The following is a 12,501-nucleotide window of genomic DNA, read 5'->3' on the forward strand; positions in this document are numbered from 1 at the left end:
AACACGCGGCCGGACACTGGACGTTGTACACAGCATCCCGGCGGATGGATCAGAAGCCGCCGCAACGAAAGGCAGAACACTCATGAGCATCGCAATCCTCGTCGTCCTCAGTGGCCTCGCCGCATGGGGCACGGTGTCGACGGTGCTCGTCGCCAGCCGCGACGGCTACCGTCAGGTCCCCGCGCAGCACTGAGCCCCGCCGCTCCGCGACAGCACCTCATCGCGTTCCGACGCCGTCTCCCGACCGGGAGGCGGCGTTCTCGCGTCTCCGGGGGCTGGTGCCGCTCCTCGGGGAGCGCCTCCCCGCCGCGGCTCCCGGGGGTCGACCATCGGCTCGCCCCGCACACGACGACGGGCCCCCGACCGGAGTCGAGGGCCCGTCGTGCGCGCGGTGCGGCTACTTCGCGGCGGTGCGGCGGCGCAGGCGCGCGACCGTCATGCCCAGACCGAGCAGCAGAGCGGCGATCCCGGCGGCGAACGCGGGGGTCGCGTCCACTCCGGTCTCGGCGAGGTGGTGCGAGCCGGCGACCGGAGCAGTGGTCGGCGTCGGCGCGGGGCCCGTGGTGGGCGGCGTGGTCGGCGCAGGCGTCGGCTCCGTGGTCGGTCCGGGAGTCGGGGTGCCCGCTCCGGCACCGGCCGCGACGGCGAAGCCGACGCTGATCTCGGTGCCGGTGGTGTCGAGCACGAACGTCGCGGTGTGCGCGCCGCCCGCCAGACTCTCGTCGATCGGGACCGAGAACGAGGCGCGACCGGTCGAGTCGTCGGTGACGGCCCGGGTCGGATCGATCGTCGCGGTGCCGACGACGGTGCCGTCGACGCTCGCGGTCACGGTGGTGTCGGCCGCGGCTCCGGTGCTGAACAGGAGCGAGGAGAGGTCGACGGTCATGGTGTCGCCGACCGCGTACTCGCCCGAGTCCGGGACGTTGTCGGTCAGGCCGATCGTGCGCTGCACGGGGTCGGGGCTGACGGTGCCGAGGTCCTGGATGTAGCCGACGAAGGCGTCCAGGTCGATGCGGCCGGAGTCGGCCGTGCCGGTGCCCTCGGTGAAGGTGCTGAAGCCGTCGCCGCCGCTCGCGAGGAAGCTGCTGGTCACGACGGTGAAGGTCGCGGCCGGGTCGATCGGCTCGTTCTGGAAGAACACCTGCGAGATGCGCGAGCCCTCGGGCGCCGTCGCGTCGAAGACGTAGGTGAGGTCCTTCGAGGTGGAGAGGTTCAGCTGCGGGTGGCTGGAGCTGCCCACCCACTGCTCCTCGAGCAGGTCGGAGATCTGCTCGCCGGTCAGCTGCAGGGTCACCAGGGTGTTCGCGAAGGGCTGGGCGTCGGAGGCCTCGGCGTAGGTGACCACGCCGTCCGCGTCGCCGGGCTGGTCCGGAGTCGCGGTGTAGGACAGGTCGTCGCGCAGGCCGCCCGCGTTCGAGAAGGCGATCTGCGTGCCGAGCTCACGGGTGGCCCACAGCTGGGCGTCCGAGACGAGGTTGCCGAGGGTCGACTCCGAGCCGCGGTTGGTCGTGGTGCCGTCCGGGCGGTAGGCGCGCGAGATGTCCTCGGTGATGGTGCCGACCTTCACGCTGCCCTCGCGGACGGCGACGGCCTGGGCGTCGGCGACGATGGTCTCGACCTCGGGGTCGGGCTCGAAGGCGCCGACGACGATCGTCTTGGCCGGGTCGTCGGAGGTCGGGTCGTCGACGACCTTCGTCAGCGGCACGACCTCGCTGGTGAGCGAGGTGAGCTGCTTGGTCGCCGGGTCGACGGTCAGGGACATGCGGCCGATGTTCTCGGCGTAGCTGCCGGTCTGCGACACGACGGTCGGGAAGGCCCGGCCCGCGTCGATGCCCGCGTCGTACTCCTGGTGGCTGTGGCCCGAGACGATCGCGTCGACGTTCGGGGCGACCGCGTTGACGATCGCGCCGAACTTGGGGTCCGCCTCCGGAGTGTTCAGCTCGGCCGCGTCGGCGTCGGCTCCCTCGTGCAGGAGCAGGACGACCACGTCGGCCTCGTCGTTGGCGGCGTCGCCGTCCTGGAGCTGCGCGGCGACCTCGTTGACGTTCTCGGCGATCGGCTCGATGGAGAGCGTCGAGATCGTGGCGGGGCTGACGAGCTTGCCGAGGTCCTCGGTGATCGCGCCGATGAAGGCGACGGAGACGCCGTCCTGCTCGGTGATCACGTACGGGGAGTAGGCGCGCTCGCCGGTCGCGGTGTCGTAGAGGTTCGCGTTCACGTACGGGAACGCCGAAGCGTCCACGACGCGGCCGTCGACGTCGGCGCGGCCCTGGTCGAACTCGTGGTTGCCCAGCGTGCTGACGTCGAGGCCCATCGCGTTGAGCGAGTCGAGCGTGGGGATGTCGCCCTGCACCTTCGACACGAAGGTCGAGGCGCCGATGTTGTCGCCGGCCGAGACGAACAGCGTGTTCGGGTTGGCGGCGCGGTAGGAGTCGACGGCACCGGCGAGCACGGCGGCTCCGGCGACGGCGCGGTCGGCGGCGAGCCGCCCGTGGAAGTCGTTGATCGAGAGGATGTCGATGGCGACATCGCCCTCGGCCGCCGCGGCGGGCGTGGCGCCGAGGAGGGCCGCTCCGGCGACGGCGCCGACGGCGGTCGCGGAGAGGAGTCGGGTGAGGCCGCGTCGGCCCGGGGAAGTACTGCGCATCGTGAAGGGGACTCCAAGCATCGAGCGGTGGATCCGGAGAGGATTCGTGCCGCGTGAGGGGGTTATTCCCAGACAACCCGACGGCGGACCCCAGGTCAAACGATCCGACGACGGCTCGCCGCCGCGTTTACGAGAAGTTAACTCGCCGACGCTCAGCCGACGCGCAGGATGGGGAGGAACGGCGTGAGGTCCGCGCGCACTCCGGAGGCGTGGATCCGCCCGCTCGCGAGACCCTCGCTCCACGGCAGGGAGCCGGTCGCGAGCGGCAGCCAGGTCGCCGCGTCCATCTCGATCACGTTCGGCGGAGTCCCGCGGGTGTGGCCCGGTCCCTCGACGCACTGGGCCGCGCCGAACGGCGGAACGCGCACCTCGACGCTGCGTCCGGGGACGTTCGTCTCGATGATCTGCAGGAGGAACCGCACCGCCGTCGCCGTCGTGTTCCGGTCCGCTCCTCCGGCGAGCGCCGCCCGCACCGCGGACTGCCCGCTCGCCTCGTCGATCCTGCCCTTGGCCATGCATCCATCCTGCCGCCGCCGCTCGCTCCCGGAGGCCTCCCGCCGGCTCCGCCCGGCGTGTCGGCGTCCGCAGCGCCGCCCTGCGGAGGAGGACGTCACAGGGACCAGCCCCGGGGCGGGGCGCCCTATCCTGTCAGGGTGAAGATCCTCGTCCTCGGTTCGGGTGCCCGTGAGCACGCCATCATCACGGCTCTCCTCGCGGAGGAGGAGCACCACGAGATCATCGCGGCGCCCGGCAACGCCGGCATCGCGCGTGACGTCGAGGTCATCCACTTCGACACGAACAGCCCCCGGCTGGTCAGCGACTTCGCGGTGGAGCAGGGCATCGAGCTCGTCGTCATCGGCCCCGAGGCGCCCCTGGTCGCCGGAGTCGCCGACGCGCTCCGCAAGCGCCGCATCCCCACCTTCGGCCCCGACCGGGCCGCCGCCGCACTCGAGGGCTCGAAGACCTTCGCGAAGCGCGTGATGGACATGGCCCGCGTGCCCACCGGCCGCGCGACCCGCGTCTCCACCCTGGTCGACGCCACCCGCGCCATCGACGAGTACGGACTCCCCTCGGTCGTCAAGGCCGACGGCCTCGCCGCGGGCAAGGGCGTCCTGGTGACGGAGTCGCGCAGCGCCGCGATCGCGCACGCCGAGTTCTGGCTGCAGTCCGGCGACGTCCTCATCGAGGAGTTCCTCGCCGGCCAGGAGGTCTCCCTCTTCCTCCTCTCCGACGGCCACGACGTCGTCCCTCTCTCCCCCGCGCAGGACTTCAAGCGCCTGGGCGACGGCGACGAGGGGCCGAACACCGGCGGCATGGGCGCCTACTCCCCGCTCCCCTGGCTCGCCGACCGCTGGGAGAGCGAGCGCGCCTTCGTCGACGAGGTGATCGACACGGTCGCCATCCCGACCATCCGCCAGCTCGAGCGCGAGCGCACCCCCTTCGTCGGACTCCTCTACTGCGGCCTCATCGTGACCGACGCGGGCCTGCGCGTGATCGAGTTCAACGCCCGCTTCGGAGACCCCGAGACCCAGGTCGTACTCCCCCGCCTCGCCTCCCCGCTGTCCGCGCTGCTGCACGCGGCGGCCACCGGCGCGCTCGCCTCCGTCCCGTGGCCCGCGTTCACGGACGAGGTCGCCGTCACCGTCGTCCTCGCGAGCGAGGGCTACCCCGAGAACGCCGTCACCGGACGGACTATCACCGGACTCGACGCGGCGGCGGACGTCCCCGGCGTCACCATCGCCCACGCGGCGACCCAGCTGGTCGACGGGAGCTTCGTCGCCACCGGCGGCCGCGTGCTCAACGTCGTCGCGCGCGGCGCCGACTTCGCCGAGGCGCGGGAGCGGGCGTACCGCGCGCTCGACCTGATCCACCTCGACGGCGGGCTGTATCGGAGCGACATCGCGGCGAAGGTCGCGCAGTAGCGCGACCTCCGACGTGCTGTCGGCCACGCCGCTCCCCGCGCGGCGTGGCGCAGTCGGCTGGGAGAGTGGCCGGGTCTCGGGGAGCGATCGGCGCGTCCGACACGCTCGGCACGCGTTCCGGTCGACGCCTCGAGGGTGGCCGGGGTGGGGTGGATCCGCGCTCGGACTCGGACCTCCGCGACACGGGCTCGCGGCGGAGGTCGGTCGCCTCGCGGGGGGCGGGTCAGGCCAGGGTGCGGAGGGCCTCGGCGAGGTGGGGGTGCGCGAAGGTGAAGCCGGCGTCCTCGAGGCGGGCGGGCACGACCCAGCGGGACTTGAGCAGGAGCTCGGACTCGGTGCGGAGCAGGAGCGTCGCGGGCTCGAGGACGAAGCGCGGGGCCGGCACGCCGATCCGGCGGCCCACGGCGGCGCGGAGCAGCCGGGAGAGCTCGGTGTTGTCGCTCGGATTCGGCGACGCGAGGTTCACCGGCCCGTCGAGGGTCGACTCCTCGAGGAAGCGGATCGACCGGTGGACGTCCTCCACGTGGATCCAGCTGAAGTGCTGACGGCCGCGGGTGCGCCGGTGCTCGTGGTGCACGCCGGCCTCGCGGCGCGCGCGCGTCGAGGGCCACGGCCCGTCGAACTGCGGACCGCCGAGCCCGAGCCGCGCCAGCCGCAGCAGGATCGCCGTCGCCGGACCGTCTCCGAGCACGATGGACATCCGCAGCGCCACGCGCCGCACGCCGGGCGTCTCCCCGGCGAAGAACTCCGACTCCCACGCCCGCGCCACGTCGACCGAGAAGCCCTCGCCGAGCACGCCCTCGTCCTCGGTGTTCGCCCGCTCCTCCTCGTGCCGGTAGATCGTGGCCGTGCTCGCGTTCATCCAGACCGGAGGAGGAGTCGCGGCCGCCGCGACCGCGCGGTGCAGCTCCGCGGTGGTCGCCACGCGCGAGCGGAGGATCTCGGCGCGGTTCGCCGCGGTGTACCGGCAGTCGACGCTCTTGCCGGCCAGGTTCACCAGGAGGCGCGCACCGTCGAGGACCCGGGTGATGCCGGCGGTGTCGCCCCAGCGCGCGTCCGGCCCGGAGCGGCCGATCCTCCGCACCGTCCAGCCGTCTGCCGTGAAGCGGCGGGTGAGGTCCGTCCCGAGGAATCCGCTCGCACCGGCGAGGACGACGACGGGGTCAGCGGTGCTGCTCATCGCCCCATCGTGCCGCACGGCGCCGGAGTCACGGGGAGGACTCGTCGCAGGCGCGCTGCCGGGACGCGGAGTGGGTGGAGGCGGGCCTCGATCAGCCGCCGAGCGACCCCGCACCGCGGAGGAGACGCGCCGCGGCGAGCGCCCCGGCCAGCCGCTCGGCGAACCCCGGCGGCACCTCGGCGGGCAGCGCGTCGACCGGCCACCAGGCCACGTCGTCGCTCTCGTCGCTGACGCTCACCGGAGCGTCAGGATCGGCGATCGCACCGTAGCCCACGTCCCAGTGGCGGGAGCAGCGGCCGAAGCCGTCGCCGAGCGCGTGCCGGTCGAGGTCGAGGGGCAGGACGCCGAGCGGCTGCAGCCGTGCCGCTCCGCTCTCCTCCTGCGCCTCGCGGAGGGCCGCGTCGGCCGTGGAGTCGTCACCGGGCTCGACATGACCGCCGAGCTGCACCCAGAACCGGCCCTTGCGGTGGAAGCAGAGCAGCACCTGCGCCAGATTCGGCGAGAGCACGAAGCAGCTCGCCGTGACGTGCTCGGGGCCGCCGTCGCGCTCGAGCGCCGACTCGCCGCGCTGCTCGAGGAACGCCAGGTACTCGTCCCGCAGGTCCGCGAGCGCGCCCGCGTCCCACTCCCGCAGCTCGCCCGCCAGCCGCGTCCCTCGCTCCCCCGTCACGCGAAGGACCCTACCTCCCCTCCGGGAGCTGCCCCTCCGGTGCGCTGCACGGCGTGCGTGGCGTACCGGAGCGGCGTCTCGCGGAGAGAGGAGGGACGGGAGCGTCAGACGGAGAGGCCGGAGAGGCCCTCGCGGTCGACGCGGCGGTGGAAGCGCATGCCGGCGAGACCGCCGAGCACGGCGCCGACCAGCGCGACGACCAGGGCGGCGAGCGCCGTCACGACCGCCGCGGCCGTGGCGTCGCCGGCGTCCAGGGGGATCGTCGGGAAGCCGCTCACCGCGGAGAGCGCCTGGCTGCCGCCGGTGATCGCCGAGACGATCCCCACGACGATCGCGACGACGACCGCCCAGGCCCACACTCCGACGCCCTGCTTCGCTCCGCTGAAGCGGGCCATGCGGCCTGCCACGTAGCCGCCGCAGTAGTAGGCGACGAGGAGGATGACCAGCAGGGCGATCGCGCCCGCCCAGCCGAACGCGGCGGGGTCGGCCGCGAGGTCGCCGGTGACGTCCTGGGTGCCGATGACGGCGGCCCCGATCGCGGTGACGAGGGCGGTCAGGAGGACGGCGAGTCCGGTGGCGGCGAGCCAGCCGAAGAAGGCGCAGCCGATCTTGAAGCCGCCGAAGCGGTCGCGCTCGCGCTGGTGGATGTCCTTGCGCGCGGCCGCACGGGCCTGCTTCGCCTCGGCGGAGTCGGGGTCGACGGGCGCGCGGTGCTCGGGGGCCGAGTGCGCCGAGTCGGAGCGGTCCGAGGAGGCGGAGCGGTCCGTCGAGGCGGAGCGGCCCGGAGTCGCGGAGCGGTCCGAGGAGGCGGAGCGGTCCGGAGTCGCGGAGCGGTCCGGAGTCACGGAGCGGTCCGTCGCCGCAGCCGCTCCCGTATCCCCCGCGGAGTCGATGCGCGCCGTGCCGCCCGCCGCCGAGCCCTCTGCCCGTCGCGGCAGTCCGCCGTCAGCCGGATCCCTGTCTGTCGTGCTCATGTCGAACCTCCTGGCCGAGCGCCCCGAAGAAGGGCGACACGCTCAGTCAAGACCCAGGGAGCCCTCGGTGTCGCGGGCTTGACGACAGGACGGAGCGGTCCGGTCGTCAACCCCCTGCGCCCCCTCCCTCCCACCCGCTTGCATGGAGGCACCGACCGACGACACGAGAGGGAGAGTCATGACTCCGGAATCCCCCGAGCAGACACCGCCCGGCACCGAGGCCGAGCTGACGCCGAAGGCCGACCACGGCGAGACCACCTACCGCGGCACCGGCCGCCTCAGCGGCAAGGTCGCCCTCATCACGGGCGGCGACAGCGGCATCGGCAAGGCCGTCGCGATCGCGTTCGCGCGCGAGGGCGCCGACGTCGCGATCTCGTACCTCGACGAGCACGACGACGCCGAGGACACCGCCAAGTGGGTCCGGGAGGCCGGCCGCGAGGCGCTGCTCCTCCCCGGCGACCTGCAGGACCCGGCGCACTGCCGCGCCGTCGTCATCGAGACCGTCGAGCGCTTCGGCCACCTCGAGGTGCTCGTCAGCAACGCCGCCTTCCAGATGAGCCGCGAGAGCGTCACCGACATCCCGGACGAGGAGTGGGACCGCACGATCGCGACGAACATCAGCGCCTACTTCCACCTCGTGAAGTCGGCGCTGCCCCACCTGAAGGAGGGCGCGTCGATCATCGCGACGAGCTCGGTGCAGTCCGACCAGCCGTCGTACCAGCTGCTTCCCTACGCCGCCACGAAGTCGGCGATCCTCAGCCTCACCGCCTCGTTCGCGCAGGCGCTCGGCGAGAAGGGCATCCGCGCCAACTCGGTCGCGCCCGGCCCGATCTGGACGCCGCTGATCCCCTCGACCATGCCGGAGGAGGCCGTCGCCGAGTTCGGCGAGCAGGTCCCGCTGGGCCGCCCCGGGCAGCCGGCCGAGGTGGCCCCCGCCTACGTCCTCCTCGCCTCCGACGAGGCGAGCTACATCAGCGGGTCGACGATCGCCGTCACCGGCGGGAAGCCGATCCTCTGATCACGCTCCAGGGCACCGCTCACCCGCAGGATTCCGCGATAGGTTCCTGCGGGTGAGTGTCCACATCCGCAGCATCGAGACGGCGGTGCCGACCACGGTCCTGCGCCAGTCCGAGGTGCGCGACCTCTTCGCGTCCCAGCCCGCGATGACCCGGCTCGGGTCCCGCCTGATCGGCGCGGCCTTCGACGCGTCCGGGATCGACACCCGCAGCACGGTGGTCGACGAGCTCGACCGGGTCGAGCGGGAGGGTGCGAGCGTCTTCTACGACGCGGGGAGCGGCCTGGTGCTCGACCCGGGGACGGCCGCGCGCAACGCCGTCTACACCGAGCGCGCTCCCGAGCTCTTCACGGAGGCGGCCCGCCGCGCCCTCTCGTCCGCGTCGATGACCCCCGAGGACGTCACCCACGTGGTGACGGTCTCCTGCACCGGCTTCTACGCCCCGGGGCCCGACTACCAGCTGGTCCGCCGCCTCGGCCTCGCGCCCTCGACGCAGCGCTTCCACCTCGGCTTCATGGGCTGCTACGGCGCCTTCCCCGGCCTGCGCGCCGCCCGCCAGTTCTGCGAGGCCGACCCGGAGGCGGTCGTCCTCGTCGTCGCGGTCGAGCTGTGCACCATCCACCTCACGAGCTCCAACGACCCGGAGCAGATCGTCGCGACCTCCGTCTTCGCCGACGGCGGTGCGGCGGCCGTCGTCACCGCCCGCGAGGCCGCGCCCGGCACCTCGGTGCTCGAGCTCGACGCGCTCGCCACGACGCTCACCGACGAGGGCGAGACCGAGATGGCGTGGACGATCGGCGACCACGGCTTCTCGATGCGGCTGAGCACCTACGTGCCCTCGATCATCGGAGCGAACATCGAGGCGGCCGTCGCCCCGCTGCTGGCCGGCGCCGAGGTCGAGCGGAGCGACGTGCAGCGCTGGGCGATCCACCCCGGCGGCCGCAGCATCCTCGACAAGGTGCAGGCCTCGCTCGCCCTCAGCGACGAGCAGCTGGCCCCGTCGCGCGAGGTGCTGCGGACCAACGGCAACATGTCGAGCGCGACCGTCCTCTTCGTCCTGCGGCGCCTGCTGCACGGCGAGGCGGCCGACGGCGAGCGGATCGGCGCGATGGCGTTCGGCCCCGGCCTCACCGTCGAGCTCGCGCTGCTCACCAAGCGGGGCGGGGAGTGACTCCGCGAGCCCCTCTCGCGCCGGACCTGCGCCACCGCGAGGTCTCCGAGCAGGAGCTGATGGACGACCCGGACTGCGACCGCACCCTGCTCGACGCCACCTACGCCCGCTTCGGCACCGTGAACCGGCTGGTCTCGGGGTGGCGTGGCCTCTACCGCTCGCGCCTCCGTCCGCTGCTGCGGCCCGACGAGCCGTTCCGCCTGCTCGACATCGGCTCCGGAGGCGGCGACGTCGCCCGCTCCCTCGCCGGCTGGGCCCGCGAGGACGGCCTCCGCCTGGCGATCACCGCCGTCGATCCGGACGAGCGCGCCTCCGCCTTCGCCACGTCGACGCCCGCGCCGCCCGGAGTCGAGTTCCGCCGCGCGAGCAGCGCCGACCTGGTCACCGAGGGCGAGCACTTCGACCTAGTGACCTCCAACCACGTGCTGCACCACCTGTCGCCGGAATCACTCGCCGACCTGCTCGCCGACAGCGAGCGCCTGGCCCCGCGCGCCCTCCACAACGACATCGAGCGCTCGCGGCTGGCCTACACGGCCTACCTGCTGGCCACGCGACCGATCGCGGCCGGCTCGTTCCTCCACTACGACGGGTCGCTGTCTGTGCGGCGCAGCTTCACCGCCGCCGAGCTGCGGGCGGTGGCGCCCGAGGGGTGGCGGGTCGAGCGCGCGGCGCCCTACCGGCTGCTGCTCGCGCGGGGCGAGGTGTGAGGACGCGGCGGAGGGCGAGCGCGTCCGGTCCGCTCTGGCTGCGCGCCGTTGCCGTCAGCTACTCCGCCAACTGCGCCCTCGGCACCGCCGTCGCCACCGGCGCTCTCCGCACGGGCCGCTGGCACTGGATCCATCACGCGCTCTACATCTGCACGTCGACGCTCACCGCTCTGGCCTGGGCGACGCTGCGGCGGTCGGACACCCGCGCCGCGTCCGCGCTGGCTCCCGCCGCCGTCCCGCTGGCGGTGATCGCCTTCGCGGGGACGCACGGACGTCGGCACCCGGCGATCGCGCTGGCGGCGGCTCCGTTCGTGCTCGCCGCTCTCGGGCGGACGCGGCGGCCGGCGCGGCGCCGAGGAGTGCTCCAGCGTCTCAGAGCCGGGTCAGCCCTGCGCTGACGCGCCCCGGCTTCTAGCGCGGGGGCTCGACGTCGCGGTCGGGGTCGGAGCGGTACGAGCGCAGCGCCTGCCAGCCGGCGATCGCGAGGATCAGCGCGCCGCAGAGCATCGTCAGCAGGTTCGGCACCGAGAAGCCGCTGCCCACGACCGAGTTGATGCCCGCGCCGAGCACGAACACACCTCCGAGGAGGTAGAAGATGACCCTCGTCTTCACCGTTCCACCGCTTCCCTCGAGCCTGCACAGGACCCTCGATGGTACCGCGCGCGCCCCGGGCCGCCGCTGCTCCCCCTCTGCGCGATCGATCGGGGCAGGATCGAGGCATGGAGTTCCTCGATGTCGTCCGGCGCCGGAAGACCACCAACGGCGCGTTCCTGCCCGACCCCGTCTCCGAGGAGCACCAGCGGCTCCTGATGGAGGTGGCCGGCCGGGCGCCCTCGCAGCTCAACAGCCAGCCGTGGCGGTTCGTGCTCGTCGAGGAGCGCGAGACGATCGACCGGATCGCCGCGATCAGCGGCGAGAGCATGACCACCGCGATGTCGAACGGCACGTTCTTCGAGCGCTACAAGCCCTACTTCCGCTTCAGCAGCGAGGAGATGGAGCGGCGGCGCGACGGGATGCTGTTCGACAAGCTGCCGGCTCCGCTCCGCCCCTTCACGAAGCAGGTCTTCACGAAGCGCGGGCAGTTCCTGATGAACTCCCTCCGCGTCCCGCAGACGCTCGGCGAGGAGAACCGCCGGCTCGTCGCGGGATCGCCGCTGCTGCTCGGGGTGATGCTCGACCGCTCCGAGTACCGGCCGGGCGAGCTCTCCTCCTTCTACTCGGTGTTCAGCATGGGCGCCGCGATGGAGAACGTCTGGCTGAGCACGGTCGAGCTGGGGATGGGGATCCAGTTCGTGTCGTTCCCGATGGAGGTGCCGGGAGCGTGGGCGCGGATCGAGTCGCTGCTCGCCGTGCCCGACGAGCTGGAGCTGATGGCGGTGTACCGGCTCGGCTACCTGCCTCCGGAGCAGCGGCGGCCGGCGATCGACTGGTCCTCCCACCAGCGGAAGCTGCCGTCGCAGTACGTCTTCCGCGGCACCTGTGCGACTCCGCAGGAGGGGTGGGACGCGCCGGCCGGGCCGTGACGGGATCCTGAGCGGCGCGGCCGGCAGCCGGAGGTGCCCGCGCTCGCTCCCGGGCCGGCCCCGGCCGACGGGAGATCCGCGACGGAGCATCGACTCCGCCGTCACGCGTCGGCTAACGTGGCGCCCAGCACGCCCGGCAGTGCTACGTCCCGTCCGCGGGACTGTCAATGGGGGTCCGGCGTGTCTTCCGCCCGATTCCCCGCACCGGGGTCCGAGCGGATACCGTCCCCCGAGGAGCCGTCCGCCAGGGCCGGCCCGATGAACGAAGGGGGCCCGTGGCCACGCTCATCTACGGACCGCAGAACCTCGAGATCGAATTCGAGGAGCGCGTCCTCGCGCACCTGAAGGTCGCCGTCCTCTCGAAGCTGCGCCGCAACGAAGCCTTCTCGCTCTCGTGGATGGAGGACGCCTCCACCGGACACGGCCGGAGCTCCGTCTGGCTGCACCCGTCGGTGCCGCTGCACTTCCGCTTCACCGAGGCGCACCAGCCCAAGCTCAACCGCGCGTGGATCGAGCAGATGCTCAGCGTCGCCAGCATGCACGGCGAGCTCTCGGTCCTGCCGGAGCCCGAGGAGCAGCGCCAGGGCTCCTGAGCTCCGCCGCTCCTGGGCCCCGCTGCCCCCTGATCGCACAGCCGTCAACCCCGTCCCCTCTGCGGGGGACGCGAAGTACCGTCGAGAAGACGTCCCCGG

13 protein-coding genes are annotated in these 12,501 nt (G+C 73.1%); 7 read left to right on the forward strand and 6 right to left on the reverse strand.

What is annotated here, in order from left to right; all coding sequences use genetic code 11:
* Positions 1-397: 397 nt before the first annotated feature.
* Together C5D09_RS11200 and C5D09_RS11205 are read right to left on the reverse strand one after the other, a co-directional pair.
* Positions 398-2,647, reverse strand: a complete 2,250-nt coding sequence (locus tag C5D09_RS11200) for a bifunctional UDP-sugar hydrolase/5'-nucleotidase (protein ID WP_181065537.1) — start codon at positions 2,645-2,647, stop codon at positions 398-400.
* Positions 2,648-2,799: 152 nt separating this feature from the next.
* Positions 2,800-3,162: a sterol carrier family protein gene (locus tag C5D09_RS11205; protein ID WP_104223770.1), complete on the reverse strand. Its 363-nt coding sequence runs from the start codon at positions 3,160-3,162 to the stop codon at positions 2,800-2,802.
* A 138-nt stretch (positions 3,163-3,300) separates the two neighbouring features.
* On the opposite strand from C5D09_RS11205, the gene purD reads away from it, so the two are divergent.
* Positions 3,301-4,569, forward strand: coding sequence for a phosphoribosylamine--glycine ligase (gene purD / locus C5D09_RS11210; protein ID WP_104226811.1), 1,269 nt, complete (start codon positions 3,301-3,303; stop codon positions 4,567-4,569).
* A 223-nt stretch (positions 4,570-4,792) separates the two neighbouring features.
* On the opposite strand, the gene C5D09_RS11215 is transcribed toward purD, so the two are convergent.
* The 3 genes from C5D09_RS11215 to C5D09_RS11225 all read right to left on the reverse strand — a co-directional run bounded on the left by C5D09_RS11215 (position 4,793) and on the right by C5D09_RS11225 (position 7,393).
* Positions 4,793-5,749: an epimerase gene (locus C5D09_RS11215; RefSeq protein ID WP_104269334.1), complete on the reverse strand. Its 957-nt coding sequence runs from the start codon at positions 5,747-5,749 to the stop codon at positions 4,793-4,795.
* A gap of 91 nt (positions 5,750-5,840) precedes the next feature.
* The gene (locus tag C5D09_RS11220; protein ID WP_258063678.1) at positions 5,841-6,419 is read right to left on the reverse strand and encodes an NUDIX hydrolase; all 579 of its coding nucleotides are present in this window, start codon (positions 6,417-6,419) and stop codon (positions 5,841-5,843) included.
* 104 nt (positions 6,420-6,523) lie between these two features.
* Positions 6,524-7,393, reverse strand: a complete 870-nt coding sequence (locus C5D09_RS11225; protein ID WP_219813069.1) for a hypothetical protein — start codon at positions 7,391-7,393, stop codon at positions 6,524-6,526.
* Between the two features lie 178 nt (positions 7,394-7,571).
* On the opposite strand from C5D09_RS11225, the gene C5D09_RS11230 reads away from it, so the two are divergent.
* From C5D09_RS11230 to C5D09_RS11245, 4 genes are read left to right on the forward strand one after another with little or no spacing between them, the layout of a single operon-like run.
* Positions 7,572-8,411, forward strand: coding sequence for an SDR family oxidoreductase (locus C5D09_RS11230; RefSeq protein WP_104269336.1), 840 nt, complete (start codon positions 7,572-7,574; stop codon positions 8,409-8,411).
* A gap of 52 nt (positions 8,412-8,463) precedes the next feature.
* Positions 8,464-9,579, forward strand: a complete 1,116-nt coding sequence (locus C5D09_RS11235; protein ID WP_104269337.1) for a type III polyketide synthase — start codon at positions 8,464-8,466, stop codon at positions 9,577-9,579.
* The gene (locus C5D09_RS11240) at positions 9,576-10,286 is read left to right on the forward strand and encodes a class I SAM-dependent methyltransferase (protein WP_258066981.1); all 711 of its coding nucleotides are present in this window, start codon (positions 9,576-9,578) and stop codon (positions 10,284-10,286) included. The genes C5D09_RS11235 and C5D09_RS11240 overlap by 4 nt, the downstream gene beginning before the upstream one ends.
* Entirely contained in the window at positions 10,283-10,684 is a 402-nt protein-coding gene (locus C5D09_RS11245) for a hypothetical protein (RefSeq protein WP_104269338.1), read from the forward strand. The genes C5D09_RS11240 and C5D09_RS11245 overlap by 4 nt, the downstream gene beginning before the upstream one ends.
* A gap of 13 nt (positions 10,685-10,697) precedes the next feature.
* Here C5D09_RS11245 and C5D09_RS11250 read toward each other — a convergent pair whose 3' ends face one another.
* Positions 10,698-10,898 carry a hypothetical protein gene (locus C5D09_RS11250; RefSeq protein WP_104223776.1) on the reverse strand — a complete coding sequence of 67 codons (201 nt, stop codon included), beginning with the start codon at positions 10,896-10,898 and terminating at the stop codon, positions 10,698-10,700.
* Positions 10,899-11,005: 107 nt separating this feature from the next.
* Here C5D09_RS11250 and C5D09_RS11255 point away from each other — a divergent pair, with 107 nt between their 5' ends.
* Together C5D09_RS11255 and C5D09_RS11260 are read left to right on the forward strand one after the other, a co-directional pair.
* Complete coding sequence (locus C5D09_RS11255) at positions 11,006-11,809, forward strand: nitroreductase family protein (RefSeq protein ID WP_104233823.1); 804 nt, start codon at positions 11,006-11,008, stop codon at positions 11,807-11,809.
* Between the two features lie 275 nt (positions 11,810-12,084).
* On the forward strand, positions 12,085-12,402 hold the full coding sequence (locus tag C5D09_RS11260; RefSeq protein ID WP_244229547.1) for a hypothetical protein: 318 nt from the start codon (positions 12,085-12,087) through the stop codon (positions 12,400-12,402).
* The last annotated feature ends 99 nt before the right edge of the window (positions 12,403-12,501 follow it).

It is taken from the genome of Rathayibacter sp. AY1C9 (assembly GCF_002932315.1).
In the GTDB taxonomy this organism is placed as follows: domain Bacteria; phylum Actinomycetota; class Actinomycetes; order Actinomycetales; family Microbacteriaceae; genus Rathayibacter.